Origin of the sequence: Burkholderia humptydooensis (assembly GCF_001513745.1) — a bacterium.
GTDB classification, from domain to species: Bacteria; Pseudomonadota; Gammaproteobacteria; order Burkholderiales; family Burkholderiaceae; genus Burkholderia; species Burkholderia humptydooensis.
The window spans coordinates 602,783-618,423 of the sequence record NZ_CP013380.1 but is presented as its reverse complement, the minus strand read 5'-3'; the positions used below and the strand labels follow the sequence as shown (position 1 = coordinate 618,423).

The 15,641-nt window shown below is 59.1% G+C and carries 16 protein-coding genes; 8 read left to right on the top strand and 8 right to left on the bottom strand.

What is annotated here, in order from left to right; all coding sequences use genetic code 11:
• The first annotated feature begins 62 nt into the window (after positions 1-62).
• From AQ610_RS02850 to AQ610_RS02835, 4 genes are all read left to right on the top strand, one after another.
• The gene (locus tag AQ610_RS02850; RefSeq protein ID WP_231748943.1) at positions 63-557 is read left to right on the top strand and encodes a hypothetical protein; all 495 of its coding nucleotides are present in this window, start codon (positions 63-65) and stop codon (positions 555-557) included.
• Positions 558-963: 406 nt separating this feature from the next.
• The gene (locus tag AQ610_RS02845; RefSeq protein ID WP_006025179.1) at positions 964-1,308 is read left to right on the top strand and encodes a hypothetical protein; all 345 of its coding nucleotides are present in this window, start codon (positions 964-966) and stop codon (positions 1,306-1,308) included.
• A gap of 632 nt (positions 1,309-1,940) precedes the next feature.
• A complete protein-coding gene (gene trfA, locus AQ610_RS02840) occupies positions 1,941-2,849 on the top strand; it encodes a plasmid replication initiator TrfA (protein WP_009917160.1) in 909 nt (302 codons plus the stop codon).
• A gap of 67 nt (positions 2,850-2,916) precedes the next feature.
• Positions 2,917-3,423: a protein-tyrosine phosphatase family protein gene (locus tag AQ610_RS02835; protein WP_009917161.1), complete on the top strand. Its 507-nt coding sequence runs from the start codon at positions 2,917-2,919 to the stop codon at positions 3,421-3,423.
• A 146-nt stretch (positions 3,424-3,569) separates the two neighbouring features.
• Here the strand turns inward: AQ610_RS02835 and AQ610_RS02830 are convergent, their stop codons facing one another.
• The 5 genes from AQ610_RS02830 to AQ610_RS02810 all read right to left on the bottom strand — a co-directional run bounded on the left by AQ610_RS02830 (position 3,570) and on the right by AQ610_RS02810 (position 6,393).
• The gene (locus tag AQ610_RS02830) at positions 3,570-3,914 is read right to left on the bottom strand and encodes a hypothetical protein (protein ID WP_009917162.1); all 345 of its coding nucleotides are present in this window, start codon (positions 3,912-3,914) and stop codon (positions 3,570-3,572) included.
• Between the two features lie 3 nt (positions 3,915-3,917).
• The gene (locus AQ610_RS02825; RefSeq protein ID WP_009917164.1) at positions 3,918-4,271 is read right to left on the bottom strand and encodes a hypothetical protein; all 354 of its coding nucleotides are present in this window, start codon (positions 4,269-4,271) and stop codon (positions 3,918-3,920) included.
• Complete coding sequence (locus tag AQ610_RS02820) at positions 4,268-5,083, bottom strand: hypothetical protein (RefSeq protein WP_009917165.1); 816 nt, start codon at positions 5,081-5,083, stop codon at positions 4,268-4,270. The genes AQ610_RS02825 and AQ610_RS02820 overlap by 4 nt, the downstream gene beginning before the upstream one ends.
• Complete coding sequence (locus AQ610_RS32480; protein ID WP_080594949.1) at positions 5,083-5,622, bottom strand: PAAR domain-containing protein; 540 nt, start codon at positions 5,620-5,622, stop codon at positions 5,083-5,085. The genes AQ610_RS02820 and AQ610_RS32480 overlap by 1 nt, the downstream gene beginning before the upstream one ends.
• 105 nt (positions 5,623-5,727) lie before the next feature.
• Positions 5,728-6,393 carry a hypothetical protein gene (locus tag AQ610_RS02810; RefSeq protein ID WP_144411916.1) on the bottom strand — a complete coding sequence of 222 codons (666 nt, stop codon included), beginning with the start codon at positions 6,391-6,393 and terminating at the stop codon, positions 5,728-5,730.
• A gap of 705 nt (positions 6,394-7,098) precedes the next feature.
• On the opposite strand from AQ610_RS02810, the gene AQ610_RS02805 reads away from it, so the two are divergent.
• The 4 genes from AQ610_RS02805 (at position 7,099) to AQ610_RS02785 (ending at position 10,751) form a co-directional block, all read left to right on the top strand.
• A complete protein-coding gene (locus AQ610_RS02805; RefSeq protein WP_144411915.1) occupies positions 7,099-8,403 on the top strand; it encodes a hypothetical protein in 1,305 nt (434 codons plus the stop codon).
• A 22-nt stretch (positions 8,404-8,425) separates the two neighbouring features.
• A protein-coding gene (locus AQ610_RS02795; protein ID WP_374189343.1) for an IS3 family transposase occupies positions 8,426-9,561 on the top strand; the annotation gives its coding sequence in 2 pieces (ribosomal slippage) (positions 8,426-8,690 and positions 8,690-9,561; 1,137 coding nt in all).
• A gap of 126 nt (positions 9,562-9,687) precedes the next feature.
• Entirely contained in the window at positions 9,688-10,254 is a 567-nt protein-coding gene (locus tag AQ610_RS02790; RefSeq protein ID WP_231748942.1) for a site-specific integrase, read from the top strand.
• Between the two features lie 56 nt (positions 10,255-10,310).
• Positions 10,311-10,751: a very short patch repair endonuclease gene (locus AQ610_RS02785; RefSeq protein ID WP_009913657.1), complete on the top strand. Its 441-nt coding sequence runs from the start codon at positions 10,311-10,313 to the stop codon at positions 10,749-10,751.
• Positions 10,752-10,904: 153 nt separating this feature from the next.
• Here AQ610_RS02785 and AQ610_RS02780 read toward each other — a convergent pair whose 3' ends face one another.
• The 3 genes from AQ610_RS02780 to AQ610_RS02770 are packed head-to-tail and all read right to left on the bottom strand — an operon-like array spanning position 10,905 to position 15,634.
• Positions 10,905-11,864, bottom strand: coding sequence for a PD-(D/E)XK motif protein (locus tag AQ610_RS02780; protein ID WP_231748941.1), 960 nt, complete (start codon positions 11,862-11,864; stop codon positions 10,905-10,907).
• The gene (locus AQ610_RS02775) at positions 11,865-14,105 is read right to left on the bottom strand and encodes a Z1 domain-containing protein (protein WP_009913659.1); all 2,241 of its coding nucleotides are present in this window, start codon (positions 14,103-14,105) and stop codon (positions 11,865-11,867) included.
• Complete coding sequence (locus AQ610_RS02770; RefSeq protein ID WP_009913660.1) at positions 14,102-15,634, bottom strand: ATP-binding protein; 1,533 nt, start codon at positions 15,632-15,634, stop codon at positions 14,102-14,104. The genes AQ610_RS02775 and AQ610_RS02770 overlap by 4 nt, the downstream gene beginning before the upstream one ends.
• Positions 15,635-15,641 lie beyond the last annotated feature (7 nt).

Sequence of the window (15,641 nt, the reverse complement as noted above, 5' to 3'; positions counted from 1 at the left end):
CCCGGCCAGCAGCGATTGCAGATACTGCGCCGACCCACAATGAACCGCGTGCACGGATGTCGATGGAACTGCAGCAGCGCCTGGCCTCGTCGTATCCGTTGTTTTTCCGCGCCATGAACTGTCCGGAGGCATATCCGTCGAACATCGCGCTCCTGGGCATTCAGTGTGGCGCCGGGTGGTACGCGATAATTGACCAGCTCGCGGATGAGATTGAGCGTGAGATTCAGGCGCTATGGGCAAAGCAGGCAGGCAGCCCCGACCTTCTCGCGTCACTCGAACAGGCGCTGCGGGAGAAAGCTCTTCTCGAGGCATACGACCCGTACCCTTTACTTCCTCTCTGCAGAAGCGTTCAAACGACGAACGGCCTGCTCGACATCGGGCTCGTATTCGGATTCTTCCGTGACGTGCCATCGTGGAATCGCATCCATGACGCGGTGGAGAAAGCGGAGCTTCACGCGCGAACTGTTTGCGAATGCTGTGGCGGTGCCGGCACGTTCCGCAAATATTGGTCGCGCGTGTACTGCAACGACTGCATCGCGGAAGAGCCGGAGTCGTGAACGCACCGCGAAGAGATTGACCGTGTTGTTGGCCGGCCGGTCGCCGCCGACGGCATGAAGCTTTTTTCTCACGTTTTCTCAGCGAATCTGAGAAAACCTCCCTGCTGCCCCGTCGTTGGCAACCGGCGCTCCGACCTACGAGATTCGAAAGGTTGTACTTGTCGCTTACCTACGTTATTCGTAGAATGCGTGGCTGAGTGTACCGATTGGAGCGCACGGGCCCGCCAATCGGAGGACTGCGAGCGCGGCTGGCACAACGACCGAGCCCGCGGCCAGGAGGGAACGGCCAACGAACGACCCCGACAACGGCGGTGGGAAGCGGCGTACGCGATGCGCGTCGCCTGCAGTACCTGAGTCGGCTCTCGAGCATTTCGCAATGCCATGCTGGATTCGGCATCAAAAGGCTATGCAGTTCGACAACGTTATGACGCTCAAGAAAATCTCCTTGGCTGCGGCCTTGTTTTTGTTTTCGCTCGCGGCTCACTGCACGGAATTCACGCAACTGCTCTGCAAGGCGGAAGAATCGACGACCAGCTATTTTCCGAAAGGGAAGGTGATTGAGGTGCCAGTCGAGAAGCTCGCCGAGGAAGGCACCGAGTATGTCGTCCGGGGTTGGCACTTCTCGAATGACATCTTCCGGGTATCACGGTCGAGCGGCGAATTTTCGTACGCTACAGCTATCAGCCGCTTTGACCATCCGGCGCGCGCAACGGGCGTTTGCGCAGCCAAGCAACAAAAGCTCCGGTTCTAGCAGAGCATGGGCGGGGCGCAACCGGTGTTTCCGCGCCAAGTAGCGACAGCCGACGAAAAGCTGCCGCCACGAGTACGTCGATAGTCCGTGCCCGTCCAACAGCGCTCGCCATTAGCCATAAGTCCCTGCACCCAAATTTGCCAAATGACTTGAACGAGCGGGCTGCATCCCGCGACCGTAGCCGACTGCGCACCGGTTGCCCTTCCTGCTACCAGGGGCCGGCACGGCACCTCGGAAGCGACCGCCGCGGGAAGCCACGGGCGGAAGCATTTGCACACCCGTTTCCGCAATCCCGCCCGTCCTGGCAAGCCAGTGCCGCGAGGGCGGATGATGTCCGCCCGCAGAGCGAGCGAAGACGCCGCGTGTTAGCAGCCGCGAGCGGAGCGAGCTGCCCTGCCCCACAGCGCCTTGTTTGAAATTCTCCTTTTTATGAATTGCCCGGCCAGCGCCAGGAAGAATCCGCACTATTCGCTGGCAATTTTTTCTGCGCGCCGTTCCGCAAGTCCCCACATTTCATCCGCAAGTCCCGGCGGCATTATCCGCAAGTCCCCTGACTGGCCGGCATGAATGATTCCGCAGCTATACTACCTGCCGTCCGTTGGGCGGCCACGGGACTACACGAGAGAGATGCAATGACCGCCCTCCAGAACGCCAGCCCAGTGACGTGGCCGAAACTGCGACTCAAGCACGGGTTGAACAATAACCTGGTGACGGCGCACGCGCTCGCGCGTAGCGCCATCTTCAGTACGCGGTTCTATCGTAGCCATGCCGAACGGCCTCTGTATCGCGAACGAACCCGGTTGCCATCAACGAGCGACATTGAGGTCTTCCAGACGGCTGGCCACCAACTCGACCAGGGTGACGCCGATGTCTTCTATGAGCTTCTGAGGCGTGTATTTGTCAGCGGCAACGAAACGTGCCGCGAGTCCCACGTCGTGTTCAGTCGCGCCGAGTTGCCAAGGGCGCTCGAACGCAGCGCCGGCGGCAAGACCCGGAAGCTTCTGGATGAATCGCTGGACCGCCTCTACCGCGCCGAGTTCGAGTTTTCGGTGCATGGCCTTTTGTCTGGCAAGTCCCGGCTCATTCTCAAGATGCATCAACTCGATAAAACGACGGCGGCCGGCGAGGACTATGACATTCTGCTCGATGTCGAACTGGCCCGACTGTTCGACGGTAATCAGTGGACGATTCTCCGGCGGTCACAGCGGCGGCTCCTTGACGGCAAACCCCTCGCGAAAGGCTTGCACGCCCTTTTCTCGACATGGTCGACCCCTTATCCCATGCTTCCGGAGACGTTGCTGCCGCTGGTGGGACGACAGGGAATGCAGCAAAGCAAGTGGCTCGACGTGTTGCTTCCTGCTCTCGCTGCTGTCAAGCTCGTGACTGGGTGGCCCAAATGCGAACTCGAAACGCAAGGCGTCCATGCGGGAAAAATCGTCGTGGAAAAGGGTGATTGCGCTCCTGCACGTGTAGGAAAGTCCAAAACCCGGGAGGCAATTTCTGAACAAGTCTACGAGCATGACATTGATGACGACATTTAGGCCGCCAGCTCGCGGCATCATATGCGCCGCCGCTGCCCCCTCTCTCTAAGTTTCTAGTATCCAGCCGATGGTCCAGCGACTTCAAGAGGTTGTGGGCAAGCTGTACAAGCCGCCGGCGAATGGTTCGCGCCAGGTATTCGCGCTGCCGCGTGGCGACGCCGAGAAGCTGCCGCGGCTACCGTCGATTGCCGTCATCTCGGTCACCGCGCCGGAGCGCCCACTAGCCAGCCTAGATGGCTTCGCCCATCTGCTACGGCTCAGTTTTGCGGACGTCGATTTCCTGAGCCCGAACCTCTCGAACAAGTCGCGAGGCAAGCTCGCACACGCATTCACCGCGGAGCAAGCTCAGGCGATTCACTCTTTCGTCGAGGCGCTGCCGATGGAGGTGTTGTCGGTAGTCGTTCACTGCGAGGGCGGCTATTCACGGTCATGCGCCATCGCCCTGGCGCTCCACCGGCTATACGGCTACCAAGCAGAAATCGAGCATTTTTCGCAGGCCAACCCGTCGGTCGTACAGATGATGGCCGGAAATAACCGCCCCCGTCGTCGGGAACGACAACAAACCCGTCGTTGAGACGTTTCAATGACCACGCCCGTCAGCCCGGCACTACACACCGACCGGCCAGCGGTCACGCTCACGGGCTCCAACGATGTGTTAAAGCGTTTCGACGGGTGCGTTCAGCGTAGTCCGTATGCTTGGCGAACTCCGTATCAGAACCTTCAATACGGCCGAACACCGATGCGAGGGTTCAGGCAGGCGTAGATGAGAGTAAATGCAATGAACAGGAGCAGGAAGCTGGCTACCGCCTTGCCTACGTCACCAGCCCGCTGGGTTTTGGTGAACAGAATGCTCCCGATGAGCACCAACGCGATACCCGTGAAGAAGTCAGTCGCCAGACCGCCGGCAGTCTGACCATCCACAAAGCTGAGGTAATCGTAGCTCAGCAGGTGATGGAGTTGGTCGACGCTCCTGAGGGAAAGCAGCGCACCAACGCTGAAGACCATGCCCACCAGGGAGAGGATGGATGCCGCTGTCGCCAGCACGATTTGCGTCCGCTTCTTCATAAGTTAGCCGACCGTATAGAAAGCTTGAGTTTGCGCGTAGAGCAGGATGACGAGCAATGCAACGGACCACCCAAGCACAAATGCGAAGCTCTTGCCGGTGCGCGCACCTCGGAACACCAATCCACTCGCTGCCAAGCTGATGGCCGCCAACACCAAGACATAAAAACGGCTCGCCAGCAATTCCGCTTCCGGTATCGCGCGGTCCAGTCGGTTAGCCCAATGATAGGTGATTGGCTTCAATGCGAGGCCCTCTCCTATTACGGAAGGCTTGAGGAGCAAGCCGATGGAAGGGACGCCAGCTGCGACGTAGCACAGCACGAGCGCCGCAAGCATAGCAACGGTGAGTCTCAGTTTCATAGGTTGTTGAACTCGGCGAAGTTCCAGCGCACGTGCTTGTTCATGCTTCCCCAGACATCGGCGTCCCAGTCTCGATAGTCGCCGTAGAGACGCTGATACATCCACTTGCCATTGCGCTGCTCGTACACGGCATTCTGAACAGGAGAGCCCAGGTAGTTCGAGCTTTCCCGGTTGCCAGTATTCGTCGCGCGAATCCAGGGACCGAGTTCCAGATAGCTTGTCCACTTTCGGCGGGGTGTCTCGCCCGGTCCAGGGAAGTTGCCCTGCATGATTTCTATCCGCCTTGGCCCCGCGCCGGTTACGACCTGGATATGCCCGCCGTTAAATTCGACGAAGAGGTCGCCTGGCAACAGGTCACTGTCCGCTACAGGGAGCGAGTTTTTCAGCACGTCGGGCGCGCCGCTGGCATAAGCGACATCAAGAGCAAATCCAGCCGGTGTCGGCGGAGCCGTCTTGTTTCCGGACTGATAGTCCATGTCGATGTTTTTAAAGACCGCGGAGCCGGTCTTGATTTTCAAGGGCAACTTGTTGCGGGAGGCAAACTCAATGAGAATTTCGAAGGCGAAATCCTCACAGGTAAATCGGTTCGTGTCATTTCCACCGGTAGGTGACCCGTCGATGGGTTCGCTCTCCAGCTTCGACATATCGACCTTTCGAGCCTGTATTTCCTTGGCCAATGCGGGTACTGCAGCATGGTATTGAGCTATCCACTGGGCATTCCATTCATGCCGGTGAATCCAGTAGATTTTGTGTTGAACCGTGACGGCCTTACGTTCGTCCTTGGGGGTCATCAGCGCGTTGGCCAGTTGCATTACTCACTCCCTCCCGCCAAGTGAAGAAAGAACTGGACATCATGCGCTTGGTCAGCCGAGATGAGTTCGGTTTTCCCGTTCGCTGATGTAATGCCTTGCACGGTTTTTCCATCCGCGCTCTTGAGCATATAAGGCAACCCTTCCACTGGTTCCCCGTCGCTGTTGATAATCCGAAAGTGCTGGTCGTGCGTCTTGAACGCGTGCTCAATCAGCTCGCCGCTTGGCGCAAAACCGAGCTCGGCCAAATGATTGCTCTCGAAGGTCATGTACATGTCGGTTTGAGAGGCAATCATCACCGGGGGCGGGTCGCATTTACAGGCGCAAATGTCACCTTCCAGCGCTGGCTCCTTACCCATCATTGAACCCGGCCAGCGTGGCCCCGTCGGGACAATACGGCCGACGGATTTGCAGGCCGGACAAGTCACCTGCGCACCGAGAAAGGTCGGTTCGGTGCCGTGATGGGTCGTCATAGGCACCCCTTCAATCACCGTTCCGTTGGCAGACGACTTGTCGCCCACCATCAAGTAGCTGCGCCTCATGCTGGTGATACCTTTAAAAACGTTGAACAGGCTAGTGGCCGTAGAACCATCCTGGCTTCCCGCAAATCCGTTCTTGCGGGGAAACCAACAACTTCAGTCGTCGAGTCAAAGCTTTGCCAGTGGCGCGGGGGATACAAAATGCCACTGCTCGAACTCGGCGTCGTAGAGCGCCATCTGGTTGTACTCGCTCTCCGCCGGCGCGAGGCCGCCCATCTTTTGCACGGCCGCCGTAACGGCTCGGTTGCGGCGCGTTTCAGGCCAGCCCATCATCGTGTTGAACGACTCTCGATACGCAAACAGGCCGGCGCTCATATATAGCTCGTCGAGAACTGCCAGGGTGCCCTGTTCAAGTCTGAACGCGATGTGATGAGCGTGCTCGGGTAGAACCTGCATCTCGTGATGCGAAGCGCAGGAGACGGGCTTGCCGTTGCGCCGGGCAATCAACTGGCCGTTCCGCGCCGGCCAGCCCAGGTGCACGTCGAGCGCAAGACGACCGTTGTTGTCGTCAATGAATGTCGTCGGAACGAATCCGCTAGCGGGAATTGCGTAGTAGCGCTTGCCTTGCTTCGAGGCGAAGATTGCATCGAGCATGGCATCCACCGGCGAGAGGTATGCGCAGATTGCGTCGCCCCCATCGTGCCGTTCGCACAACACGTTGACCCAATTCGGATTGTCCGGGCGAGGCTCATAGTTCGCCACCAGATACAGGGATGGCTCAGGGAAAAATACCTGCCCGGGCGAAAAATCGCTTTGTGCTGTTCGTGTTATCAAGACGTCTCTCTACGTCATTATCGCCACGCGAATTATTAGGTCAGAAGAATGTGTTTGTCCATCGGGTGACTGCATGTAGCGGCTGCTTAGCCAGCGAATTGACACATTTTCACGATGGCGCCGTACCGACGAGTACGCGCCGTCCCGGAAGCGCAACGCCGTCCCTCAACCGCGCCACACGGGAGCGTTCGGAGCAATGTCGAGCGTCGCTTCGACGTCCGCCAGGACGGTCAGCATCCGGAGGGCGACGGAGGCCTATCGGGCCGGAGTCGCAGGCCGGCGCCCACGCCGGACTGTGCCCTTTGGGCGGAACCACTAACGGGGCACACCGGCAGGTGTGAGGCGCCCCCCAGGTGCCAATTACTGGGCCGAGCGTCCAGCCAGTCGAGCCCTGTTTCCTCTCCTGCAGGTGCGGCAGCGCCGTAGCCCCCACGTTTCTGGTTCATTTCCCCGTCGCCTGAGAAATTTCGCCGGCCATGCCCCACGCACCGAGCTATACGGTTCGCGACGCAGATTTCTGCACGCCCTCTTTTTCGCCTGAGTATTACCTGCAATTGCGCCGCCCTCCAATCAGAAGGGAGGAGCGCCATGACCGCACAAAGACTCGACAAATCAGCGAGTTATAAGATTTGCAGGTATTTCACTCCATCGTCTTTAACAGCATCGCAGACGAGCAGCGTGAGGGGGCGGGCGCTTGGGAGCCGTATGGCCGTGCCCCTTACCTACCGCATCATGCTGGACGACCACGCCCGCAAGGTGCAGCTTGAGAATCTCAACCAGCAAACTGCCGCGAACCGCGTCTCCGCGCTGCGCGCCTTCCTCCGAGCAAATTGCCTGACCGAAGACGATGTTGTTGGCGACGAGATGCGCATGCGCTATCCCGAGTCTATCGAGCGCTTTGTCGCCGCCTTGCAGGCGGTCGGACGCTCTGCCAGAAACATTACGAACACCCGGTCTGCGCTTCGGCCCTGGAAGGAGTTCGTTATTGAGCATGACACTCGCGTGGCCATCGACCAGGGCGATGGCACTCCCTTTATGCAGGCACTCAAGAGCGTTCTGGACGACCAGTCCGTCGCCCGCGTCGCGAGAGATGCTGCGGTGCCGAAGGGTATGCTCTGGGGATGGCTTCGCGGCAAGACGCCCCGCGCCAGCAATGCACGATATCTCCTTCGCCTTGAAACTTATTTCGGGCTGGAGCGCAATAGCCTGCTCAACCTCTCTGGCATGAAGGTCTCCGGCCACAAGGTTGCTGTCGGCGGCCCACCCACGCCAATCCCGTACAACGAAATGGTCGGAAAGCTCACCAAGGTCGCGTTCCGCTACAAGCCCGCCGAGGAGTCGCCGTTACGCGGGCAATGGATGGAATACCTGCGCTACAAGACGGCGGCTGTACCGCTGTACAGGCGTACTGAACGCGGTCAATGGAGATTTTCACCGTGCCCGCTGACCCCTGAAACCGCTGCCAACTGGTGGGCCTTCTACAAGGGGCAGGAGGTCGCGTCGGCCAGAATCGCCTGGATGAAAACGTCGGCGTACTTCGGCTGGCTAACCATGCCTTCCCACCAGGGCGGCATTGGGCTCGCCGAGGAAGCTATCCAGACCCTCGCTTGGCTTGCCGTGCCGGACTACCTTGAGGCGTTCCTCGACTGGACTCGGTTGCGCATTGGAAAACGCAATCAAAGCGTTAATCAGTTTCTCGCGTTCGTTGCATCGCTCGTGCGGCCACGGTTTGGCTATCTGCGGCAACGCCCCGAGTTCAGGTCCACCCTGCCAAGCACGTATCAAGACCTCGATTGGGAGGTGATGTGCGAACGCCAGTTCGAGTTGACCCAGCAACTCGTCTCAGGCTATCGGCACGAAATCGAAGTGTCCCGGGACTCCTTCGAACCCATCCGGCATTTCATTGAATTGCCCCAACCGATGGACGCGGTCGTTGACATGATTCAGATGTGGCTGCGCGAATTTGGACAGTCGGATAAGTGGAGCGACCGGGGCCTGAGCCAGCGATAATGCCGGCAAAGGAACCTGGAAGATGACGAAGAGAACCCGACGGACGCACTCAGCGGCGTTCAAAGCGAAGGTGGCACTGGCAGCGGTCAAAGGCGAGCGGACGCTGGCCGAATTGGCGCAGCAGTTCGATGTACACCCGAACCAGATCACGGAATGGAAACGGCAATTGCAGGAGCGCGCGGCGGACGTGTTCGGCGTGGGCGGTGCGCCGTCGAACGAGCCGCCGGTTGATCTGAAATCGCTGCACGCGAAGATCGGGCAACTGACGCTGGAAAATGATTTTTTAAGCGGCGCGCTCGACAAGGCGGGATTGCTGAGCGCAAAGAAATGATCGACCGTAAGCACGCTTTGCCGATTTCGCAGCAGGCCCGTCTCGTCGGCGTGGCGAGATCGAGCGTGTATTACCGACCGCAGCCGGTGAGTGAAGCGGATCAGTTGCTGATGCGACGGATCGACGAATTGCACATGGAGTTTCCCTTTGCCGGGGCGCGGATGCTGGCGCGCCTGCTGCGTCGGGAAGGCCATGAGGTTGGCCGTCGCCGAGTGCGGACGTTGATGAAGCGCATGGGCGTAGAGGCGTTGTACTGCAAGCCGAACACGAGCCGTCGCAACGCGCAGCACAAGATCTGGCCGTACCTGCTGCGCGGCATGAAGATTGACCGGGCGAATCAGGCGTGGGCACTCGACACGACCTACATTCCGATGGCACGAGGCTTCGTGTACCTGACGGCGGTGGTGGACTGGTCGAGCCGCAAGGTTCTCGCGCATCGGGTGGCGATCACGCTGGAAGCCGTACATGCTGTCGAGGCGCTGGAAGAAGCGTTCGCCCGCTACGGGCGGCCGGACATCGTGAACACCGACCAGGGCAGTCAGTTCACGGCCAACGCGTTCACCGAGGCGGTACTCAGTCGGGGCATCCGGCTGTCGATGGACGGCAAGGGAAGCTGGCGCGACAACGTATTCGTCGAACGGGTCTGGCGGAGCATCAAGTACGAAGAGGTCTACCTGAAGGCGTATGAGTCGGTCAGCCATGCCCGGCGCTCCATCGGCGAGTACATCAGCTTGTACAACCGGAAACGGCCCCATTCGAGCCTGGCGGATCAGACGCCGGATGAGGCATACTTCGCGACGCTGCCTGCGATCAAATCGGCAGCATAATTGCCTCGGACGTTCCACTTAAAAATCTCAGAAGACTGTCCGAACGAGCGAAGCCACCTCTTTCAGCGCATGCGGGGGGACCGTCCCATTGGCCTACCACGAAAGGAAGCCGTGTGGGCGCGCGACATGATGCTCATCAAGATTCTGGCCAGCAATCCGCTCCGACGGCGCAATCTGGCTCACTTGACATGGCGTGCCGACAATACGGGTGAGCTGTATCAGCGCCTGGATAAATCGTGGTGGATTCGGATACAGAAAACCAAGTTCAAGAACCGCCGCGGCGCTGCGGGTGAACACAACTATGACTGCATGGTGCAGCCAAGCTGCTGGCCGGACATTGAACGATATCTGTTCATTTGCCGTCCGACGCTGCTGCGAGCGCCAACCGACCTGGTCTTCCTAACACAAAAACGGGGCGACAAGATTGGGCATGTGCCGTGGGCCGACTTGAGCAAGCGTGTCTACGAGCTTACCGGCAAGTACCTTCCGCGGTGCGCCGGCATTAGCGCGCACGCGTTCCGCCACCTGGTCGCGACGTCAATCCTGAAGGCAGACGGCGGTGACTACAAAACTGCGGCATTGGTACTGAACGACCGGACCCAAACCGTGGAGAAGCACTATGCGGGACTGCGCAGCAACGATGGCGCGGAACGAATGGGCACACTACTCAAGAGTCAGTTCAATCGCATGTAGTTAGGGGAGACGCCGGGGACGCACTCCGGCGCCGACAGGAGTAAATTCAGAAGCGCATGTACGCCCATGTCCAGCTTTCCGCCATGCTCAAATCCCGAAAGCCCCGTGCCACGAGCCTCAGCGAGAGAATGCGACGCATCCGGAGCCGGGACACGGCACCGGAATGGATTGTCCGGCGCACCCTTTGGCGGATGGGATATCGCTATCGGCTCCATGTCAAAAGTCTGCCCGGCACTCCAGACATCGTGTTCGCGCGCCGGAGGAAAGCGCTGTTTGTGCACGGCTGCTTCTGGCACCAGCATGGGTGCTCGCTAACAAATCTCCCGAAGACAAACATCGACTATTGGCACCCCAAGCTCCATCGCAATATCGAGCGCGATGCCGCGGCGATGCTGCAACTGGAGAAAGCTGGATGGTCAGTCCTTGTCGTATGGGAGTGTGAATCGGCCTTAGAAGACCTGCCGGAGCGGCTGCGGCTGTTCCTCGACGGCGAATAAACCTCGCCTGAGCCACATTGAACGGCGAACCCGGCAACGACTGATTCCCGCATCAGCAGCACAATCGCGGTTCCAGGTGAATATTACCGACGTGGTCGACGGCGCCCCCCCCTCTCGCACGACACCGCCGCCACCACCTCGCAACTCACTAACTTAAAGGAGCGCCGAAAGCGGCATCGCATGTTGACTGCAGATTTCTCCAATCTGCGCCCGGAAGCGCACATCCGAGATAAATCGCGAGTCACCTGCTGCAATTGTGGGCGCCGGTATGTGCCTAGCTGGCACCAGCATAAGCGACGCGGTCGCAGACGCCACATCAAAGGTCTGCCACTCGGTCGATTCAGCGTCGTCGCCCAAGGTCTCGATAACCAGTTGCCACAGCTTTGCCTGCCCCGCATCGGTGAGTTCCGGCGTGATGCGGCGTGCAAGGTCTAGGACTGATAGTCCGTCCGCGCTGCTACGAAGCACCACACTGGCTATGAAGTCGTCCGGCCGCCCGGACCGAACCTGCCGCAGCGAGAATTCGTGCTCCCGAATTACACTGGAAGTCGACTTCACCTCAATCCGGAATGCATCGGCGGCAAAATCGAAATCGTCGGTTGGCGCAACATGCCACGCGTCCACCATCCTCTGTGGTGACGGTGAGGCATTGATGAGAAGCAATTCTCCCCAGAGTCCCGTCATGGATGCCCGCGACGGCATTGCCATTTTTCGGAACAACTCCATCAGCGCTTCGACGGCCTCATCGACTGCCGAATCATCAAGTTGGTCGGGAAGGGAATTCGCTGTCGCCGCAAGCAGTTCGACAAAGTAGCCATGTAACGATGCGCTACTGGCGTCACACGCCACCTTGCAAAACCATTCGCTCGACGACTTCCCGGTTTCAGTGGCGGTCACCTCATAGCGAGCATCGAACTGGATGCTAACGTGCTTAAGCCTGATAGGCGCCCGAGGCGAGCGCCTTTGTGCCGTCGCGAGCAAAAGAATCGGTTCGTCGCGCTCACCTTTCAGCAGGAGATGCCTTTGTCCTACACCGCAACGGATTGTCCCCGACGCTTCGCCATCGTTAGATTTTTTAAGCGCCTGGAACCGCTGCCACAAAGAAGCCGGCACTTATACGCCCTCCGCCTGTATCAGCAACCGCTTCTTGAGCGACTCGGGCACGTGCATCGCGAACCATGGTACGTCCCGCTCTTCCGGCACCTTCGTACTCGCGTTCAGCAGATTGAAAGTCCGAAGATGCAGAGAAACTCGGCTCGCCGATACGAACTCTCGGTCACCTCCGTACAACAACTGAGAGCGGTCAGTAGTGTCGGGATTCTTACCCTGGAAAACCTGGTTAATCGCCCCAGCCTTCTTACTACGATTTTGCGCAACCAGTTCGCCAATGATGAAGACATCTGCGTGCGTCTGCCCATCCTTGATGAGTTGGCGTAATGCGAGAACGCAGCCTACCCTCAGCACGGCGTCATCGCCGTCGCCCATTCGCAATCGCTCAAGTAGGTCATCGATGACCGACTCAAGAGACACATTCTCGAACAGAATGTTCTTCTTGCCTGCGCGCTTGTCGATGTAGCGGTCGGGGTCCACATCGTTGGCGGCCACTCCGTTGTCGAGCCCTCCCAACTGCGCGATGAAGTCCTTGAAGACTTGGCGATTGTCTTCAACGCAGTGTGGGTCAACATGCGCCGCTTTCGGATGGACCCAGTTCGACGCGACAACCTCGTCCAGGGGAATGCCAATGACATTGCGCCGGGTGGGATTCATAGCCCCGTCGAGCGTGAACTGGCGGTTCCACTTGCTCAGCGGCTCACCTCGAGTCTTTCGGAGGCTCTCGTGTATCGCTTCTTCGTGCTCGACGTAGTTGCGGAAAGCGTCCTTAACATCTCGTCTCAAGTACACGCGGCAGTAGCCGATGTACTTCTGCTTATAGCCGTAGAACCGCGCACGCTGCTGGAGATTGTCCGCATTGCCGGTTCCTATCGGACGGGGCATGTAGGTAACGGTGAGCCCCTCGACGGTGAAGCCCCGGTCGAGCTTTGCTCCCCCGACCAGAATCCAATACTCGCATCCGGACCAGTCCACGGGCTCGGAGCCCGGGCCGGTAGAATTGACTTCTCGATAGTTCACCGTCTTCAGGACGTACGGCATATGCAACGCCAGTTCCTCCAACGACGGAAGCGTGTCGCCGACGGTCTCTGCAAGGTCGGCGTGCGCCTTGCGGAAATCCTCAAAGAACTCATCCTTCAGGGCCTCGTCGCTCGCCATGGGGCGCCAGGCATCCATGAGGTCAGCAATCCAGACCTGGTAGTCGTTGTGAAACGCGGTTTGCTGCGATGGGTGAATCATCATCGTGCGATGAGCGACTTTCCCCGAGGCTTCAACCGCGCACGCACCCAAGAGAAAAATCCGAAGCGCATCAACAAGTGTCTTTGGCGGTCCGTCAGGCGACGTGGCAAGCGAAGCATCTGCTTCGGCGTCGGGGATGGCCCGCGAATATTTCGCGAGCGGAGCGAAGAGCACTTTGCCGCCGACGTATCCGTCGCCAGGGCTTAGTAGCTCCGCGAAGGTCGGCGATAATGCATCCGAAAGCCCGACAAGCAGCGGCGCCTGCGGCGTCGCCGTGTACTGAACGTAGGTATGGTGCGGCAGAAGCGCCTTCAGTGCCGTAACTTCGCTATAGTTCGAACTCTTCTTATTGCTTCCAGTGCGTCTGTTCGCGTAAGCGAAGTTATTCAGGCTCGCCTGGTCTGCCTCGTCGTCGATGACCAGAGTCGGTACCGCGCTTAGGTCGAGGCCCTTCAGGCACGCCCGAAGGTTCCCCATGCGCTTGTGGTTCTTCAGCACGACGACCATCACCGTGCGTTTCTTCAGGGGTGAAAGGCTCGGGTCGCTCCACTTCGCAAGATGCTGCCGCAACTGAGTCTCGGATGCTTTGTCTGGCGTTGGCCTATCAATCAGTACCCACGGCCGGGCAAGCCCTCCGGCAAGATTGAGGTCGGTCGTCAGGCGCGTGAGCGTCTGCTTAAGCAGATTGTCGAGCACGCCAGCAATGAGCACTACCATTCCATAGCCGTTGTCGCGGGCAAGTGCTGCCAACGTCGTGAACGACAAGGTCTTGCCACTCTGGACATAGCCGACGGCCAGCCCAGTCGCACCCTCCGGTGGTTCGCCCGGGTTCACGCACCGGCCCAAGATTTGCTGGGCTTCGAATACAACCCGCTGCAGTGCCTCCGGCGGAATCTGGTCGTTTGCCTGCTTCCGCTTAACGAAGTCGTCAGTCTCTGCGCCGACCGCCGGCTCCCACAGCAGTGGCGGCCGCACATCCTTCAACTCTTTGACCACGACGCTCATTCGCTGTCTCCAGTGAGCGATTCACGCAGGAGCCGGTTCATCCAGCTCAACATAGGGGCGGACGGGTAGCCTCCACGACTCGCCTTTACTGCTGCCAAGGCGACCCCAACCGCAAATCGAAGAAAAAGCTCAGCATTTTCGTTTCTGGGGCCGATGAATTGCTGCACAAACGGGTGCGCCATCGACACATCAATTGCAACGTCATTGACCGACAACTGGCCCAATTGCGAACGCTCGGTTTTGCCCACCTTGAGCCAATCCGTGATGGCCGGGTCGACCAATGTTCGCACGGCGACATTCCACACCGCACCGTCGACTAGGACCGAGAATGCCTTCTCTGTCGCGACAAGAGGTGCCGCCGCGTCATCCGTTGGACCCGGCTCCTGTATGAAGCCCTCGTCTGACGGGCCCTCAGAATTCGCGTCACCGGAAAGCGCTGGCCCGCCGCGCTCTTCCATGTCGAGAGCCAATGACCGCGATGCCGCATTGAGCAGAGGCTGCAGCGCCGTCTTGGATGGCCGGGCGCGGTACTGCTCAGCTTGCCTCAAGAGATTCAGCGGCTCAGCCTCCAGATGGTCTCGAAGACTTTCAAGGAATTCCTCCTCGTACTCGTCCCAACTGAACCCGTCCTTCGTATGGCTGACCTCGAATCCCTCAACGTGGAGTTCTCCGAAAAGCCGTTGATAGCGATAGCTATTTGTGTTGCCGAAGACTTCGTGCGGCCTGTACGTCTCGTCATCGCTGCCCACTATCAATCGATTTCGACGAAACAGCGCAAAGCCGGCATGTGACGTAGATGCCTCACGCCGCAGCGCTGCAAAGCCCCATACGCGCCGGCCACCGGGCAAGTCAAAATTGATTTCCTTGCGCCACTGCACTGGCAGTGAGTTAGGGGCATTGTGCGGGGGTGCGACGAGACTCTCCGGCTCTTCATACATCAACCGCGAGTTGTCGTCGCCGAAATAGAGTTCGACTTCGCCTGTGCGGATATAGACCCGGTAGATGCTGGCGAGGTGGTCGCGCAGTTTCTTTTGTGTCTTCGTCTGGGGAAATTTCTTGCCCAGGTTTTCAAGCCGGACCACGGTGTAGTGAGACGACGGATTCGCCCGCGTCTCTTGGACGTTCAGGTCATCCAGATTTGCCTCGAGGATGTCGTGAATGTCGAACCGGACCGTTCGCTCCACCGGCTCGCCAAGAGCTTTCGTTCTGACGCTCCATGTATTCGTGAACCAGCAGGCAGCGGTCTTCATGCCCATGCCAAATTCGGACAGCCCACTGCGGTCCGGGGGCACCTCGGCCGGGCGGAACGCTCGCGGGAAATCGCGCCCCTGAATGCCCGCAGCATTGTCAGTGATTTCAATAAGTCGACTCGCGGCGTCCAACCGGATGACAACCTTGAGGACGAAGCTGTCTCCATGCAGGCGCTGCAACTGCCGACGGTTTGCGAAATAGCTCTGAATGCTGTTGTCGACGAACTCGGCTACGGCGAACCAGGCTTTGTAGTTCAGTCTCGAAAGTACCGAGAGCATCGATACC

Bases quoted from the DNA above. Each gene is read 5' to 3' on its own strand.
- AQ610_RS02850 (WP_231748943.1), top strand. From the start codon at position 63: ATGGAACTGCAGCAGCGCCTGGCCTCGTCGTATCCGTTGTTTTTCCGC.
- AQ610_RS02845 (WP_006025179.1), top strand. From the start codon at position 964: ATGCAGTTCGACAACGTTATGACGCTCAAGAAAATCTCCTTGGCTGCG.
- trfA (WP_009917160.1), top strand. From the start codon at position 1,941: ATGACCGCCCTCCAGAACGCCAGCCCAGTGACGTGGCCGAAACTGCGA.
- AQ610_RS02835 (WP_009917161.1), top strand. From the start codon at position 2,917: ATGGTCCAGCGACTTCAAGAGGTTGTGGGCAAGCTGTACAAGCCGCCG.
- AQ610_RS02830 (WP_009917162.1), bottom strand. From the start codon at position 3,914: ATGAAGAAGCGGACGCAAATCGTGCTGGCGACAGCGGCATCCATCCTC.
- AQ610_RS02825 (WP_009917164.1), bottom strand. From the start codon at position 4,271: ATGAAACTGAGACTCACCGTTGCTATGCTTGCGGCGCTCGTGCTGTGC.
- AQ610_RS02820 (WP_009917165.1), bottom strand. From the start codon at position 5,083: ATGCAACTGGCCAACGCGCTGATGACCCCCAAGGACGAACGTAAGGCC.
- AQ610_RS32480 (WP_080594949.1), bottom strand. From the start codon at position 5,622: ATGAGGCGCAGCTACTTGATGGTGGGCGACAAGTCGTCTGCCAACGGA.
- AQ610_RS02805 (WP_144411915.1), top strand. From the start codon at position 7,099: ATGGCCGTGCCCCTTACCTACCGCATCATGCTGGACGACCACGCCCGC.
- AQ610_RS02790 (WP_231748942.1), top strand. From the start codon at position 9,688: ATGATGCTCATCAAGATTCTGGCCAGCAATCCGCTCCGACGGCGCAAT.
- AQ610_RS02785 (WP_009913657.1), top strand. From the start codon at position 10,311: ATGTACGCCCATGTCCAGCTTTCCGCCATGCTCAAATCCCGAAAGCCC.
- AQ610_RS02775 (WP_009913659.1), bottom strand. From the start codon at position 14,105: ATGAGCGTCGTGGTCAAAGAGTTGAAGGATGTGCGGCCGCCACTGCTG.
- AQ610_RS02770 (WP_009913660.1), bottom strand. From the start codon at position 15,634: ATGCTCTCGGTACTTTCGAGACTGAACTACAAAGCCTGGTTCGCCGTA.